Below are 16,003 nucleotides of genomic sequence, written 5' to 3'. Positions count from 1 at the left end.
GGCAAGCCCGAGATCCGTGGTCGTCGCATCCCTCTCCCCGCCTGCGGGGAGAGGGGAGAACCACAAATGACCACATCCCTCCACGACCGCATCCGCGCCGCCGCGCCCGACCTCCGCGGGCGCCTCCTCGCCGACCAGCCGCTCGCCGACCTCACGTGGTTCCGGGTCGGCGGACCGGCCGAGGTCCTGTTCACCCCAGCCGACGAGGAGGATCTCGCCCGCCTCCTCGCCGCCCTGGATCCGGACGTGCCCGTGACCGTGATCGGGCTCGGCTCGAATCTGATCGTGCGCGACGGCGGCGTGCCGGGCGTCGTGATCCGCCTCGGCGGCAAGGCCTTCGGCAGCATCGCGATCGACGGCGACACGCTGACCGTCGGCACCGCGGTTCCCGACATGCGCCTCGCCAAGGCGGCGGCCGAGGCCGGTCTCGACGGGCTCGCCTTCTATCGCGGCATCCCGGGCTCGATCGGCGGCGCCCTGCGGATGAATGCCGGCGCCCATGGCGGCGAGACCACCGACGTGCTGGTGGAGGCCCGCGGCATCGACAGGCGCGGCGCACTGCGCACCTACAGCCACGCCGCGATGGGCTTCTCCTACCGGCATTCGGACGCTCCGGAGGACGTGATCTTCACGCGCGCCCTGTTCCGGGGCAGGCCCGGAGACCGGGCCGCCATCGAGGCCGAGATGGAGCGGGTCACGGCCGCCCGCGAGGCGGCCCAGCCGATCCGCGAGCGCACCGGCGGCTCGACCTTCGCCAACCCCGAGGGCGGCAAGGCGTGGCAGCTCATCGACGCGGCCGGCTGCCGCGGCCTGACCCGGGGCGGCGCGCAGGTCAGCGAGATGCACTGCAACTTCCTGATCAACACCGGCACCGCGACCGCGGCCGACATCGAGGGGCTCGGCGAGGAGGTTCGCCGGCGCGTTCGCGAGACCAGCGGGATCGCCCTGCGCTGGGAGATCCGGCGGATCGGATCGGCGGCCGGGGCGCCGTGAGAAGGGCGTTCCCGACACGCTGATGCGGCCGCGACACGATGCTCGGCGGCCACGGGCGAGCGTCCGGGTGCATCCAGATTCTGTTTGAAGCCGACCTATTTGAGGTGCCCTGATGTCCAAGCACGTCGCCGTCCTGCTGGGCGGCACCTCCGCCGAGCGCGAAGTCTCGCTCAACTCCGGCAAGGCCTGCGCCGACGCCCTTGAAAGCGAGGGCTTCCGTGTGACCCGGGTCGATGTCGGTCCGGACGTCGCGTCGGTGCTCACCGCGCTCAAGCCGGACGTGGCCTTCAATGCGCTGCACGGCCCGGACGGCGAGGACGGCACGATCCAGGGACTGCTGGAGATCCTCAAGATCCCCTACACCCATTCCGGCGTCCTCGCTTCGGCTCTGGCCATGAACAAGGAGCAGGCGAAGACCGTCATGCGCGCGGCCGGCGTCGACGTGCCGGAGGGCCGGATCGTTAACCGTCGTGAGGCCGCCAGGACACACCCCCTGCCGCCACCCTACGTGGTGAAACCCATCGCCGAGGGCTCATCGGTGGGTGTGATCATCGTGCGTGACGGCCGCTCGCACCCGCCCCAGATCCTCGGCTCCGACGACTGGACCTTCGGCGAGCAAGTCCTTGTGGAACCTTACATAGCCGGCCGCGAGCTCACCTGCGGGGTGATGGGTGACAGAGCCCTCGGCGTGATCGAGGTGAAGGCCGCGACGGGGGATTGGTACGACTACGACGCCAAATACGCCCCGGGGGGGTCGGTTCACGTGCTGCCGGCCGAACTTAAACCAAATGTTTACCAGCGTGTCCAAGAACTGTCGTTAACGGCGCATCAAGCACTGGGCTGCCGGGGCGTCAGCCGTGCCGACCTTCGATTCGACGACACACCGGGTGGAACCGGTCTGCTCGTCGTGCTGGAGGTCAACACGCAACCCGGCATGACCCAGACGAGCCTTGTGCCAGAGATGGCGGCCCATGCGGGCCTGAGTTTCGGTGAGCTCGTCCGATGGATGGTGGAGGACGCTTCCCTGAATCGCTGAGCGGCGACGCCGCCGGCCGGACCGGTCCCGCGCGCCTCGTCGGCGCCGTGCTGGGTCGGATCACCGGCCGCCTGCCGTCGCGCTCCCTCTCGGTGCGCCGGTCTCGCCCGGCTCAACGGCTGATCGAGCGCCTGCCCCGTGGCGTCGGGGCGGTCGGGGTATCGGTATCCTGCGCTGTCGTGGCGCTCGCCGGCTTCGTGGCGAGCGGCCGCTACGACGCCTTCGTGGCCGAGCAGGGTCGTCCCCTGGACATCGCCGCGCGCGTCGCCGGCTTCGGCGTCGAGCGCGTGACCATCTCTGGCATCTCCCGGATGTACGAGCGCGAAGTCCTGGCCGCCGCCGGGATCGACTGGCGCTCCTCGGTTCCGTTCCTGGACGTCAACGACGTGCGCGAGCGGCTGCTCCGCGTGCCGCTGATCGCCCAGGCCTCCGTCCGGAAGATCTATCCCAACGAGATCGCCATCACCCAGGTGGAGCGCGAGCCCGCGGCCCTCTGGCAGAAGAACGGCGAGATCAGCGTGATCGCCGCCGACGGCACCGTCATCGACGCCATGCGGGACGACCGCTACGCCAGCCTCCCCCTCGTGGTCGGCGACGAAGCCAACACCAAGCTTCCGGAATATCTCGCCCTCGTCGCCGCCGCCGGTCCGCTCGCCGAGCGGATCAAGGCCGGCACCTACGTGTCCGGCCGGCGCTGGACCCTCAAGTTCGACGGCATCGATGTGCGCCTGCCCGAGGTCGATCCGGCCGCGGCGCTCGCCCGCCTCGTCCGGTTCGAGCGCGAGGCCGGCCTTCTGGAGAAGGACATCATCGCGGTGGACCTGCGCATGCGGGACCGCCTCGTTGTGCGCCTGACCGAGGAGGCCGCCGCGGCCCGTGCGGAAGCCCAGAAGGCGAAGAAGAAGGGCGCGGCCAGCTGATGACCTCGACCACGATCTCCGCCCGTCCCGCCTCCCGCGTCCGGTAGCGTCAATGCACAGCCAACACGGCCTCACGCCGCGCTTGAAGCCGCTCTCCGCCCGGCGTTCGACCACCCTCTCGGTGCTCGATATCGGCACGAGCAAGGTGGTCTGCCTGATCGCCGAGCTGCAGCCCGCCGAGGCGCTCTCGACCCTCCGCGGCCGCACGCATCTCGCGCGCATCATCGGCATCGGCCACCAGCGCTCGCTGGGGCTGAAGGGCGGCGCCATCGTCGATCTCGCGGCCGCCGAGGGGGCGATCCGCCAGGCCGTGCACGCGGCCGAGCGGATGGCCAAGGTCGAGGTCCAGTCGGTCATCGTCAACATGTCGGGCGGGCGTCTGGCCTCCCAGCATTTCCAGGCGCGGGTGAACGTGCGCTCGGGGACCGTCACGGGCAGCGACGTCGAGCGGGTGCTCGAGACCGCGAGCGCCCACGGCGTCAGCCCCGGCCGGGCCGTGCTGCACGCCCTGCCCACCGGCTACGCCCTGGACGGGCAGGGCGCCGTCATCGACCCGTCGGGCATGATCGGCGAGGCGCTCAGCGTCGATCTGCACGTGGTCACCAGCGAGCTGGCGGCGGCCCGCAACGTCATGCTGGCGGTGGAGCATTGCCACCTCGGAGTCGAGGCGGTGATCGCCACGCCGTACGCGGCCGGGCTCTCGGCGCTGGTCGACGACGAGGCCGAGATGGGCGTCTGCGTCGTCGACATGGGCGGCGGCACGACCAGCGTCGGCGTGTTCTCCGGCGGCCATCTCGTCCACGTCGACGCCCTGGCAGTCGGCGGCCACCACGTCACCATGGACATCGCCCGCGGGCTCTCCACGCGCATGGCGGCGGCCGAGCGGCTGAAGACCCTCTACGGCTCGGCCCTCTCCACCCCCTCCGACGACCGCGACATGATCGCGGTCCACGGGGTCGGCGAGGACGAGGGCGAGGCCCCGGCCCACATCCCGCGCTCGCAACTCGTGCGGATCATCAAGCCGCGGGTCGAGGAGGTGGTCGAGCTGGTCCGCGACCGCCTGCGGGACGCGGGCTTCGCCGCCCAGGCCGGGCGGCGCGTGGTCCTCACCGGCGGCGCCAGTCAGCTCGTCGGTCTGCCCGAGGTCGCCCGTCGCGTCCTCCAGGGTCAGGTGCGGATCGGGCGGCCCCTCGGCATCCGGGGTCTGCCGGAAGCCGCCAAGGGTCCGGCCTTCTCGGCGGCGGTCGGCCTGCTGGTCTACCCGCAGGTCGCCCATGCCGAGCATTTCGAGCCGCGGGGGCACGGCGCCTTCGCGGCGACCGGAACCGACAACTACCTGAACCGGGTCGGCCGCTGGCTCCGGGACAGCTTCTAGGTTTCGCGCCCGCCCGGGTGGTCGGGCGGGTCGAAGAGAATCCGGCGCTCAGGCGTCGCACGGACAGCACAGTTAGCGAGAGGCTCGACACCATGGCCATCACCCTCCAGGCGCCGGACATCCGGGAACTGAAGCCCCGCATCACCGTCTTCGGCGTCGGTGGCGCCGGCGGTAACGCCGTCAACAACATGATCGAATCGGGCCTGCTCGGCTGCGAGTTCGTCGTGGCCAACACCGACGCGCAGGCGCTCACCTCCTCGAAGGCCGAGCGCGTGATCCAGATGGGCCTCGGCGTCACGCAGGGCCTCGGTGCCGGCTCCCACCCGGAGGTCGGCTCGGCCGCCGCCGACGAGGTGATCGACGAGATCCGCGACCAGCTCTCGGGCGCCCACATGTGCTTCATCACCGCCGGCATGGGCGGTGGTACCGGCACCGGCGCCGCCCCGGTCATCGCCCGCGCCGCCCGCGACATGGGCATCCTGACGGTCGGCGTCGTGACGAAGCCGTTCCAGTTCGAGGGCATGCGCCGCATGCGCACCGCCGAGTTCGGCATCCAGGAGCTTCAGGCCGCCGTCGACACCCTGATCGTGATCCCGAACCAGAACCTGTTCCGGGTCGCCAACGAGAAGACCACCTTCGCGGACGCCTTCGCGATGGCCGACCAGGTGCTCTACTCGGGCGTCGCCTGCATCACCGACCTGATGGTGAAGGAGGGTCTCATCAACCTCGACTTCGCCGACGTGCGGGCGATCATGCGCGGCATGGGCAAGGCCATGATGGGCACCGGCGAGGCCTCCGGCGAGAAGCGCGCCAACCGCGCCGCCGAGGCGGCCATCGCCAACCCGCTCCTCGACGACGTCTCCATGAAGGGCGCCCGCGGCCTGCTGATCTCGATCACCGGCGGCTCGGACCTGACCCTGTACGAGCTCGACGAGGCCGCCACCCGAATCCGCGAGGAGGTCGATCAGGACGCCAACATCATCCTGGGCGCCACCTTCGACGAGAGCCTCGACGGCATCATCCGCGTCTCGGTGGTCGCCACCGGCATCGAGCCGCTGCTGATCTCGGCCAATTCGCCGAACAACCCGGCCATCGCCGAGACCGAGCAGCGCATCGCCGAGGTTGCCGAGCGCCTGCGCGCCGAGGCCCGCTCGCGCGCCGCTTCGCCGGTTCCGAGCATCCGCACCGAGTCGGTCGCCCCGGCGCCGAGCGTCGCTTCGGCCCCGGCGCCGCAGCCGCACTCCGAGCCGCGGATCGAGAACCGCCTCGACGCCGCGCCGGTCACCCGCGACGACGTCGTGCTGGCGCCGGCCCAGCCGCGCGCCGCCGCGCCGTTCGTCCCGGCACCGGCGCCGCAGCCGGCCGAGACCGCACCGAGCTATCAGGCCGGTCCGTTCGTGCCGCCGCGTCCCGTCGCCCCGACGGGGACGCCCCTCGCCCGCGCCCCGCGGATGCCGCAGATCCACGAGCTGCCGCCGATCGCCCAGACGCAGATCATGGCGAACCGCGCTGCCGAGGAGGCCGCCCCGGAATCCAAGCGGACGTCGCTGCTGCGCCGGCTCGCCACCGTCGGCTTCGGCGGCCGCCGCGAGGAGATGGAGGGTAGCGCCCCGGCCCCCCGGGCTGCGGCCCCCGTCGCCCCGCAGCCGCACATGCATCAGCCCCAGGTGACCCAGGCCCACGCGCCGGCGGCCCCGCGTGCGCCGGCCGCGCCCGCGGTCCCGCAATACCGTCCGGCGCAGGGCGGTCTCGACCCGCAGGGTCGGATCGCCCCGCAGTCGCGGATGATGGATGACGATCAGCTCGAAATCCCGGCCTTCCTGCGCCGTCAGGCGAACTGAACCGTCCGCGTCGCGGACGCCACGGGGGCCGGCGGGACACCGCCGGCCCTTCGCGCTGCAGCAAGGCAACCCTTGGTTGTTAAGTCGCTTCGCTGGGGCCGCGATCGGCCACTGACCGCGGCTGGCGAGGCTTCCTGCGTGGTGCATCCGCGCCACAGAACGGCCGTCGGTTAGCCACGTCTTAACCAACCTTTAAGCCTCTGGTGGATCAAGATTTTGTGGCAACCGACCGGTAAGCGTGTCTGTAACAGACCGTAAGAATCCGTGATTTGGCTGCCCTGTGCGGTGCAGCTATAGAAACGACAAGAACGAGACGACGCGCGCCGGGACACAACCTGATCGCGTGGACCAGGGCATCAAGCAGCGGACGGATCTGTGTTTTTCTCCTCACCCCCGGTCGGGGTGTCGGGAACGGATCGCGCCCGGGGGCTAAGGAATGCGAACGCATAAACAGACGACCCTCAAGGGGCCGGCGACTCTCTCGGGCATCGGGGTTCATTCCGGGAATCCCGCCGAGATCACGATCCGCCCCGCTCCCGCCAATCACGGCGTCGCCTTCCTCCGCACCGGCACCACCCATGGCAACGACCGCCTGATCAAGGCGCATCACGCCCTCGTCTCCGCCACGGAACTCTGCACCGTTCTGGGGGACGTCGAGACCGGGGCGGTCGCCACCGTCGAGCACCTGATGTCCGCCCTCTACGGGCTCGGCGTCGACAACGTTCTGATCGAGATCGACGGCCCCGAGATGCCGATTCTCGATGGATCCGCGCTCCCCTTCGTCCAGGCGATCGACCAGGTCGGGATCGCGACCTGCGACACGCCGCGGCGCTGGCTAAAGATCCTCCGCCACGTCCGCATCGAGACCGGGACGTCCTTCGCGGAACTGCGCCCGATCGACCGGGGCTTCCGCCTCGACGTCGAGATCGATTTCGAGAGCCCCGTGATCGGCCGCTCCCGCAAGGCGATGGACCTGTCCCCCGCCGTCTACCGCCGCGAGATCGCCGGCGCCCGCACCTTCGGCATGATGCGGGACGTGGAACGGTACTGGAAGGCCGGCTTCGCCCTCGGCGCGTCGCTGGAGAACACCGTGGCGGTCGGCGAGACCGCGGTGGTCAACCCCGAGGGCCTGCGCTTCCAGGACGAGTTCGTCCGCCACAAGATCCTCGACGCGATCGGCGATCTCGCCCTGGCCGGACTGCCGATCCAGGGCGCCTACCGCTCCCATTGCGGCGGCCACCGGATGAATGTCGGCGTTCTGTCGGCCCTCTTCGCCGACCGCTCGAACTACGCAATCGTCGAGGCGCAGGGCTCGCGCCGCGAGACCGTGCTGTCCGAGTTCGGCGTGGGCCTCGGCCTGGCCGCCTTCGCGGGCGACCTGTAGCCAACCATCTGTGACCCGCGGGACACAGCCGCCAACCGATCCTGGCCGCCGCAGCCTTGCCGCTTTCGTGCCCGAATCGAACGGCACGGTTTAACGGTCCGTGAACGGCGGGCACGGCCCCGGGCGGGCCGGATCCACCCACGCGATGGCATGACGGCGCGAGACGGCGCCGGATCCGGGAAAGAGCGCCAGATGCCTGTCACCATTCGTCAACGCCGGGCGGCGGCCTTCGTGGCCCCCCTCGTGGCCATCCTCGGCCTGGGTCTCGGCAGCTGCGACTTCGACCCGACCAACCTGTTCGCCGAGAAGTACAAGCCCGAGGTCGTCCCGGACGTTCCGGCCGACAAGCTGTACAGCGACGGCTTGGCCAAGCTCGAGGACAGCGACTACGAGGGCGCGGTCAAGAAGTTCGACAACCTCGACAAGCAGTACCAGTATTCCGATTGGTCCCGGAAGGCGCTGCTGATGACGGCCTACGCCAACTACGAGGGCCAGAAATACGACGACGCCATCAACGCGTCGAAGCGCTACCTGCAACGGCACCCGGCCAGCAAGGATGCCGCCTACGCGCAGTACCTGTTGGCGATGTCGAACTACAAGCAGATCCCGGACGTGACCCGTGATCAGGATCGCTCCGAGAAGGCCCTGGTCGCCCTGCAGGAGCTGGTCCAGAAGTATCCGACCTCCGAGTATGCGACCGACGCCAGGGCGAAGATCCAGATCACCCGCGACCAGCTCGCCGGCAAGGAGATGGAGATCGGGCGCTTCTATCTGGAGAAGCGGAACTTCCCGGCCGCGATCAACCGGTTCCGCGACGTGGTCGCCAAGTACCAGACTACCCGTCACGCCGAGGAGGCGCTGGAGCGCCTGACCGAGGCCTACTGGGCGCTGGGCATCACCCAGGAGGCGCAGAACGCCGCCGCGGTGCTTGGGCACAACTTCCCAGAGAGTTCCTGGTACAAGGACGCGCATGCGCTCCTGGCCCAGGGTGGCCTGGAGCCGCGGGAGGAGAAGAGTTCCTTCCTGTCGAAGATCTACCGCACGGTCACGGGCAAGACCGCCTCGGCCGAGTGAGGATCCGGGCCTGCAGAGGCCCGTTCCACGAAACACGAGGGCCCGGAGCCGCCGCTCCGGGCCTTTCCCGTTGCGGCACACCGACTGACGCGGTGCGACGCATTTTTGGGGTGAATCCGCGCCGCGGCGGCCTTATGTCTGCGGTCCCGTCCTGAGGAAACCCCGTCGCCGCATGCTGGCGCAGCTCGCGATCCGCGACATCGTCCTGATCGACAGGCTCGAACTGAATTTCCGATCCGGGCTCAGCGTCCTGACCGGGGAGACGGGTGCGGGCAAATCGATCCTGCTCGACGCCTTCGCCCTCGCTCTCGGCGGCCGGGGCGACGGCCGCCTGGTCCGCCATGGCGAGGCGCAGGGCGTGGTCACGGCGGTGTTCGACCTGCCCGTCGATCATCCGGCGCGCCGGATTGCCGGCGAGGCCGAGATCGACACCGAGGGCGACCTGATCCTGCGCCGCACCCAGCTGGCGGATGGCCGGACCCGCGCCTTCGTCAACGACCAGCCGGTGGGCGTGCAGGTCCTGCGGGCGATCGGCGCAGCCCTCGTGGAGATCCACGGTCAGCACGACGACCGAGCGCTGGCGGACCCCGCCTCACACCGGGCGATCCTCGATGCCTTTGGCGGTCTCCATTCCCAGCTCGCCAAGGTCGGCGCGGCCGCGCGGGCGGTTCGGACGGCCCGCACCGAACTCGCCGAGCAGCGCGCCCGTGTGGAGGCGGCCCGCAAGGAGGCCGACTTCCTGCGCCACGCCGTGGAGGAACTGGCCGAACTGGCGCCCCAGCCGGGCGAGGAGGCTCAGCTCGCCGAGCGCCGCAGCGTCATGCAGCAATCCGAGAAGGTTGCGCGCGAACTCAACGAGGCCCTCGAGGCTGTCGGCGGCCCGCATTCGGGCGTGCCCCATCTCTCCGCCGCCCTGCGCAAGCTGGAACGCCGCGCCGCGCAGCTGCCTGCCCTCGTGGATCCCTGCGTGACCGCCCTGGACGCCGCGATGGTCGCCCTGGACGAGGCCCGTGCGGTGCTCGACGCCGCGGTGGCCGAGACGGAGTTCGACCCGCGCGACCTGGAGCGCGTGGAGGAGCGGCTTTTTGCCCTGAGGGCTGCATCGCGGAAATACGATGTCGCCGCCGACGACCTCGCGGCCCTCGCGGAGCGCTATGCCGGCGACGTGGCGTCGATCGATGCCGGCGAGGCGGCTCTGGCGGGCCTGGAGCAGACGCTTGGCGCCGCGGAGGCGACCTATGCCGAGGCGGCGGAGAAGCTCAGCGCCGGGCGCCGCCGGGCGGCCAAGCAGCTCGATGCCGCCGTGAAGGCCGAGTTGCCGCCACTCAAGCTGGAGCGCGCCCGGTTCATCACCGAGATGGCCAGCGACCCRGATTCGCGGGATCCGGCCGGCACCGACCGTGTCGAGTTCTGGGCGCAGACCAATCCCGGCACCAAGCCGGGCCCGATGATGAAGGTCGCCTCGGGCGGCGAGCTCTCGCGCTTCATGCTGGCCCTGAAGGTCGTGCTCGCCGACAAGGGCTCGGCCCCGACCCTCATCTTCGACGAGATCGATACCGGGGTCGGGGGCGCCGTGGCGGACGCCATCGGGCTGCGGCTCGCCCGGCTGGCCGCGACCGTACAGGTCGTCGCCGTCACCCACGCGCCGCAGGTGGCGGCGCGGGCCGAGACCCATTTCCTGATCGCCAAGGCGCCCGTGAAGGGGGCCGGTCGGGTCGCCACCCGGGTGGCGAGCCTGCCGGTCGCCGAACGGCGCGAGGAGATCGCCCGGATGCTGGCGGGCGCCACGGTCACCGACGAGGCCCGCGCGGCTGCCGCGCGCCTCCTCCAGGGAGCAGCCGCGTAACCTGGCAGCAACCCTAACCGTTGGTTGATAGTAACACTTTGTTAACCACTCATCGTGAGAGTGGCGCCATCCCGAAGCCGCGGCTGGTCGAGGCGGCCGATGGGCGGGAGGGAGACATGAAGCCGTCAGTCGTCGATTCCGAAGGCCACCTGCCTGCGGGACAGCCTCTGAAGCGCGCTGTCGACACCCGCCAGCTCGGCCTCACACTCCGCATGGTCTACGAGGGCAGCGTCGACACGCAGCCGATCACCGACACCCACGTGGAACTCCTCCTGCGCCTGCGCCAGAAGGAGCGGGAGTTGCGCCGGGCGAACTGACCCGACCATCCTTCCTACCAGCGGCGCGCACCCGGCCGGCGGCGGTATTCGGCGGCGCGAATCAAGGTCAGCACCCGGTCGAGAGCTGCGAGAAGCTTGGCCTCCTCGATCTGCGCCGTCGCGGCCACCTCCGGATCCGAACTGAACTTCTGGCGGGCCTGCGCCAGGGTCAGGGCGCGTTCCACGGCTTCCCGCTCGGCATGCAGAGCCAGCCAAGCCGGATCGGCGTCCGTCGCCGTATCGACCTCCTCGCCGCTCACGATCCGGACGTCCTTCCTCTGGTGCTACCAGTGAGGAACGCACGAGACCCCGGAACCGTGCCGCCGGAGATGCGGCGCGATGTCATGCCGGTGTCATCTCCCTGTCGTAACCGGCCGGCCATCGGGCGGCCGGCGCTGGGTCTCTTCGGAAGATCGGCCGCATAGCTCTGCCGCGGGCACGGGCTTGCCGGCGGAGCGGCGCAGGATCCCGCCCGACGGCAACGGAGATTCCATTGAGACCCTTCGCTTACGCGCTCGCCGTCGGCCTCGCGACGGCTCAGCTGGCGTCCGCGGCGCTCGCCGCCGACATCACGGGTGCCGGCGCCACCTTCCCGTTCCCGGTCTACTCCAAGTGGGCCGAGGCCTACCGGAAGGAGACGGGCTCGGGCCTTAACTATCAGTCGATCGGCTCCGGCGGCGGGATCAAGCAGATCCAGGCCAAGACGGTCGATTTCGGCGCCACCGACGCACCGCTGAAGGGCGAGCAGCTGGCCAAGGACGGCCTCGTCCAGTTTCCGACGGTCATGGGCGGTGTCGTGCCGGTAGTGAACATCCCCGGGATCGAGCCGGGCAAGCTCAAGCTCACGGGTGACGTCCTCGCCGACATCTACGCCGGCAAGATCGCCAAGTGGACCGATCCCCGGATCGCCAAGCTCAACGAGGGGCTCAAGCTACCCGATTCGAACATCACGCCGGTCTACCGCTCGGATGCGTCGGGCACGACCAACATCTTCACCACCTACCTGTCCCAGGTCTCCGAGCCCTGGAAGAAGGAGTACGGCGCGGCCACGACGATCTCCTGGCCGGTCGGCCAGGGCGGCAAGGGCAACGAGGGCGTGACCGCCACCGTGAAGCAGGTGCCGAACGCCATCGGCTACGTCGAGTCGGCCTACGCCAAGCAGAACAGGCTGTCCTACGCCCTGCTCCAGAACAAGGCCGGCAAGTATCCACAGCCGGACGACAAGGCGTTCCAGGCCGCCGCCGCGAGCGCCGACTGGAAGGCAGCCCCGGGCTTCGGCATCTCGCTCACCAACCAGCCGGGCGACGAGGCGTGGCCGATCACGGCGGCGACCTTCATCCTGATCCACAAGGATGCCGCCGATCCGGCCAAGGCCGCCGATACGCTCAAGTTCTTCGATTGGGCCTACAAGAACGGCGACAAGCTCGCCTCCGACCTCGACTACGTCCCGCTGCCGGACAACGTCGTCGAGCTGATCCACCAGGAGTGGAACGACGTGAAGGGCAAGGACGGCAAGCCCGTCTACACCAAGTAAGCGTGGCCGGGAGGAGGTGAGAACCTCCTCCCTCGCTTCTGAGATCGCACCGCGCTACCACGCCACCCTTCGCAGAGAACCGCGGATGCCCGCTTTGACAGACTCGATCGCCCTGGGCCGACCTCGTGCTGCCACCGCGCGGAAGGCGCCGAGCCGGAGCCTCGACACCCTGTTCCGGACGTTCTCCTACGGAGCGGCCCTGCTCGTCCTGATCGTGCTCGCCGGCATCCTCGGATCGATCCTGTACGGCGGCTGGCCCGCCTTCCGCGAATTCGGCTTCGCCTTCCTCACCTCCAGCGCCTGGAACGTCGGGACCGAGCAGTACGGCGCCCTCGTGGCGGTGATCGGCACCGTCGCCTCCGCCTTCCTGGCTCTGCTGATCGGCGTACCGGTGTCCCTCGGGATCGCGGTCTTCCTGACCCAGCTCTGCCCGGGCTGGGCGCGCAAGCCCGTCGGCATGACGATCGAGCTGCTCGCCGCCGTGCCGAGCATCATCTACGGCATGTGGGGGCTGTTCGTGTTCGCGCCGCTCTTCGCGCGCTTCGTCCAGATCCCGACCTCGAACCTCGTGGAGGGCATGCCGGTCGTCGGCACGCTGTTTTACGCCCGGGTGCCGTCCGGCGTCGGGGTCCTGACCGCCGGGATCATCCTGGCGATCATGATCGTGCCGTTCATCGCCTCGATCGCCCGGGACATGCTCGACCAGATCCCCACCGTCCTGCGCGAGAGCGCCTACGGGATCGGCTGCACCACCTGGGAGGTGGTGCGCCACGTTCTGGTTCCGCAGGCGGCCGTCTCGATCATCGGAGCGATCATGCTCGGCCTCGGCCGGGCGCTCGGCGAGACGATGGCGGTGACCTTCGTGATCGGCAACGCCAACCGGCTCTCCGCGTCGATCTTCGATCCGAGTTCGACCATCGCGTCGCGCATCGCCAACGAGTTCAACGAGGCGGACGGCCTTCAGCTCAACGCGCTGATGGCCCTGGGCTGCATCCTGTTCGTGATCACCTTCGTCGTGCTCATCATCGCACGGCTGCTGACCCGCCGCGTCAAGGCCGCCTGAGGAATTCGCGCGATGGACGCCACCAACACGATCGCCGCGACCGCCCAGCGCCGTCCCGGCCGGGTCCGCCGGGGGCGCCGCCTCGCCGACCGGACGCTGCGCATCGCCTGCACCGCCGCGACCCTGGTGGGCGCCCTGGTCCTGGGCTCGATCCTGGTGATGCTGATCGTCCAGGGCGTGCGCGGCTTCACGCCGACCCTGTTCACCAGCCCCACCCCGGGTCCCGGCTCCGAGGGTGGCGGCATCGCCAACGCCATCCTCGGGAGCCTCGTGCTGACCGGGATCGGCATCCTGATCGCCACCCCGGTGGGCGTCATGGCGGGGACCTTCCTGGCCGAGTACGGACGCGGCTCGAAGCTCGCGGCGCTGATCCGCTTCCTCAACGACATCCTGCTCTCGGCGCCGTCGATCCTGATCGGCCTGTTCGTCTACACGCTGATGGTGCGGCCGATGGGGACCTATTCGGGCTGGGCCGGCGGCGTGGCCCTCGCCATCATCGCCGTCCCGGTGATCGTGCGCACCACCGAGGACATGCTGCGCCTTGTCCCCGGCACCCTGCGGGAGGCGGGCGCGGCCCTCGGCGCACCACCCTCGACGGTGATCGTCAGCGTGACCTGGCGGGCGGCGTCCGCCGGCATCGTCACCGGGATCATCCTGGCGCTGGCGCGCATCGCCGGCGAGACCGCGCCGCTCCTGTTCACCGCCCTCAACAACAATTCCTGGTTCTCCGCCAACCTGATGGGCGGCGTCGCGAACCTGCCGGTGATGATCTACCAGTTCGCCCTCTCGCCCTACCCGAACTGGCAGGGCCTCGCCTGGGCGGGCGCGCTCCTCATCACCGCGACGATCCTGGCGCTGTCGATCATCGCGCGCCTCGTGATCAAGCCGCAGCCCACGCGCTGAGACCCCCTTCGAGGACACGACGATGAACGCCGCCTCCGCGATCCCCACGGTCGATCTGAACCGCAATCGCGCCGAAGAGGGCGGGCCTGTACGGATCGCCGTCAAGGGCCTGAACTTCTACTACGGGAGCTTCCACGGACTGAAGGACGTCAACATCAACTTCCACGACCGGCAGGTCACGGCGCTGATCGGGCCGTCCGGCTGCGGCAAGTCCACCCTTCTGCGCTGCTTCAACCGGATCTACAGCCTCTACCCGGAGCAGCGGGCCGAGGGCGAGATTCTGCTGGACGGCGAGAACATCCTCAGCCCCTCCGTCGATTTGAACGAGTTGCGCTCGCGCATCGGCATGGTGTTCCAGAAGCCGACGCCGTTCCCGATGTCGATCTACGACAACGTCGCCTTCGGCTTGCGCCTCTACGAGAAGCTGCCGAAATCCGAGCTGGACGGCCGGATCGAGGAATCCCTGCGCAAGGCCGCCCTGTGGGACGAGGTGAAGGACAAGCTGAAGCAGCAGGGCACCGGCCTGTCGGGCGGACAGCAGCAGCGCCTGTGCATCGCCCGCACGGTGGCGCAGCGCCCGGAGGTGATCCTGTTCGACGAGCCGACCTCGGCCCTCGACCCGATCTCCACCGGCCGCATCGAGGAGTTGATCGAGCAGCTGCGCGACGAGTTCACCATCGTGATCGTCACCCACAACATGCAGCAGGCGGCGCGCATCTCGCAGTTCACCGCCTTCATGTATCTGGGCCAGCTGGTCGAGTTCGGCCCGACCAACCGGATGTTCATGAACCCGACGGAGCGGCGCACGCAGGACTACATCACCGGCCGCTTCGGCTAGCCTGCCCGAACCCTCCGGCCCCGGGCACCGCCGCTCCACCTCCGGGGTCTGCCGGCGGATCGCCGTCCGCCCCCCGGAGCGCCGCCCCCGGGACACCATCGAAGGATCCACCATGCCCGGCCATATCGTCACCTCCTACGATACCGACTTGGAGAACCTGCGTCGCTCGATCTCGGAGATGGGCGGCGTGGCCGAGAAGATGACCGCGGAGGCGACCGACGCCCTCGTGCGCCGGGACGACACCCTCGCGCAGGCGGTGATCCTGGCCGACAAGCGCCTCGACGCCCTCCAGCGGGACATCGAGGAACGCGCGGTGCTGCTCATCGCCCGGCGCCAGCCCCTGGCGATCGACCTGCGCGAGACCATCTCGGCGATCCGCGTCTCCGGCGATCTCGAGCGGATCGGCGACCTCGCCAAGAACGTCGCCAAGCGGGTGGTGGCGATCTCCGATCAGGCGCCGGCACAGAAGATCGTTCTGGGCGTGCGCCACATGAGCGACCTCGCCGAGGGTCAGCTCAAGGACGTCCTCGACGCCTATGCGAGCCGGGACATCGAGGCAGCGCACGACGTCTGGGAGCGCGACGGCGAGATCGACGCCCTGTACAATTCCCTGTTCCGCGAACTCCTGACCTACATGATGGAAGATCCGCGCAACATCWCGTYCTGCACGCATCTCCTGTTCTGCGCCAAGAACGTCGAGCGCATCGGCGATCACACCACCAACATCGCCGAGACGATCCATTACCTCGCCACGGGCGAGACCCTGGCGGGCGACAGGCCGAAGAACGATGCCTCGAACTACGTGACGGTGGACGGTGTCCAGGCTCCGTGAGCACCCGGAATCGGGCCGTACGCCGCGGCTGGGGGCGCCGTCTCCTG

15 protein-coding genes are annotated in these 16,003 nt (G+C 69.7%); 14 read left to right on the top strand and 1 reads right to left on the bottom strand.

The window, feature by feature from the left end; all coding sequences use genetic code 11:
• Nucleotides 1-66 precede the first annotated feature (66 nt).
• From murB to AC1DXK_RS05415, 9 genes are all read left to right on the top strand, one after another.
• Nucleotides 67-993 carry a UDP-N-acetylmuramate dehydrogenase gene (gene murB, locus AC1DXK_RS05455; protein ID WP_457104933.1) on the top strand — a complete coding sequence of 309 codons (927 nt, stop codon included), beginning with the start codon at nucleotides 67-69 and terminating at the stop codon, nucleotides 991-993.
• Between the two features lie 112 nt (nucleotides 994-1,105).
• On the top strand, nucleotides 1,106-2,029 hold the full coding sequence (locus AC1DXK_RS05450; RefSeq protein ID WP_457104932.1) for a D-alanine--D-alanine ligase: 924 nt from the start codon (nucleotides 1,106-1,108) through the stop codon (nucleotides 2,027-2,029).
• Nucleotides 1,996-2,949, top strand: coding sequence for a cell division protein FtsQ/DivIB (locus AC1DXK_RS05445; RefSeq protein ID WP_477297104.1), 954 nt, complete (start codon nucleotides 1,996-1,998; stop codon nucleotides 2,947-2,949). The genes AC1DXK_RS05450 and AC1DXK_RS05445 overlap by 34 nt, the downstream gene beginning before the upstream one ends.
• Before the next feature lie 52 nt (nucleotides 2,950-3,001).
• Entirely contained in the window at nucleotides 3,002-4,324 is a 1,323-nt protein-coding gene (gene ftsA / locus AC1DXK_RS05440) for a cell division protein FtsA (protein WP_457104930.1), read from the top strand.
• 92 nt (nucleotides 4,325-4,416) lie between these two features.
• The gene (ftsZ, locus tag AC1DXK_RS05435; protein ID WP_457104929.1) at nucleotides 4,417-6,165 is read left to right on the top strand and encodes a cell division protein FtsZ; all 1,749 of its coding nucleotides are present in this window, start codon (nucleotides 4,417-4,419) and stop codon (nucleotides 6,163-6,165) included.
• A gap of 436 nt (nucleotides 6,166-6,601) precedes the next feature.
• Nucleotides 6,602-7,549, top strand: a complete 948-nt coding sequence (lpxC, locus tag AC1DXK_RS05430; RefSeq protein WP_457104928.1) for a UDP-3-O-acyl-N-acetylglucosamine deacetylase — start codon at nucleotides 6,602-6,604, stop codon at nucleotides 7,547-7,549.
• A 192-nt stretch (nucleotides 7,550-7,741) separates the two neighbouring features.
• The gene (locus tag AC1DXK_RS05425; RefSeq protein ID WP_457104927.1) at nucleotides 7,742-8,623 is read left to right on the top strand and encodes an outer membrane protein assembly factor BamD; all 882 of its coding nucleotides are present in this window, start codon (nucleotides 7,742-7,744) and stop codon (nucleotides 8,621-8,623) included.
• A gap of 172 nt (nucleotides 8,624-8,795) precedes the next feature.
• Nucleotides 8,796-10,469 carry a DNA repair protein RecN gene (recN, locus tag AC1DXK_RS05420; protein WP_457104926.1) on the top strand — a complete coding sequence of 558 codons (1,674 nt, stop codon included), beginning with the start codon at nucleotides 8,796-8,798 and terminating at the stop codon, nucleotides 10,467-10,469.
• Between the two features lie 116 nt (nucleotides 10,470-10,585).
• A complete protein-coding gene (locus AC1DXK_RS05415) occupies nucleotides 10,586-10,786 on the top strand; it encodes a hypothetical protein (protein WP_457104925.1) in 201 nt (66 codons plus the stop codon).
• 14 nt (nucleotides 10,787-10,800) lie between these two features.
• On the opposite strand, the gene AC1DXK_RS05410 is transcribed toward AC1DXK_RS05415, so the two are convergent.
• On the bottom strand, nucleotides 10,801-11,046 hold the full coding sequence (locus AC1DXK_RS05410; protein WP_457104924.1) for a hypothetical protein: 246 nt from the start codon (nucleotides 11,044-11,046) through the stop codon (nucleotides 10,801-10,803).
• 233 nt (nucleotides 11,047-11,279) lie between these two features.
• Between AC1DXK_RS05410 and pstS the strand changes: the two genes are divergently transcribed.
• The 5 genes from pstS (at nucleotide 11,280) to phoU (ending at nucleotide 15,956) form a co-directional block, all read left to right on the top strand.
• Nucleotides 11,280-12,320, top strand: a complete 1,041-nt coding sequence (pstS, locus tag AC1DXK_RS05405) for a phosphate ABC transporter substrate-binding protein PstS (protein WP_457104923.1) — start codon at nucleotides 11,280-11,282, stop codon at nucleotides 12,318-12,320.
• Nucleotides 12,321-12,405: 85 nt separating this feature from the next.
• Entirely contained in the window at nucleotides 12,406-13,383 is a 978-nt protein-coding gene (pstC, locus tag AC1DXK_RS05400; protein ID WP_457104922.1) for a phosphate ABC transporter permease subunit PstC, read from the top strand.
• Nucleotides 13,384-13,395: 12 nt separating this feature from the next.
• Nucleotides 13,396-14,286, top strand: a complete 891-nt coding sequence (pstA, locus tag AC1DXK_RS05395) for a phosphate ABC transporter permease PstA (protein ID WP_457104921.1) — start codon at nucleotides 13,396-13,398, stop codon at nucleotides 14,284-14,286.
• Between the two features lie 22 nt (nucleotides 14,287-14,308).
• Complete coding sequence (gene pstB, locus AC1DXK_RS05390) at nucleotides 14,309-15,124, top strand: phosphate ABC transporter ATP-binding protein PstB (protein ID WP_457104920.1); 816 nt, start codon at nucleotides 14,309-14,311, stop codon at nucleotides 15,122-15,124.
• Between the two features lie 112 nt (nucleotides 15,125-15,236).
• Nucleotides 15,237-15,956, top strand: a complete 720-nt coding sequence (gene phoU / locus AC1DXK_RS05385; RefSeq protein WP_477297099.1) for a phosphate signaling complex protein PhoU — start codon at nucleotides 15,237-15,239, stop codon at nucleotides 15,954-15,956.
• Nucleotides 15,957-16,003 lie beyond the last annotated feature (47 nt).

It is taken from the genome of Methylobacterium sp. P3_A11 (assembly GCF_056403155.1).
The sequence above is the reverse complement of the archived record's forward strand: the minus strand, read 5'-3'. Positions and strand labels throughout refer to the sequence as shown.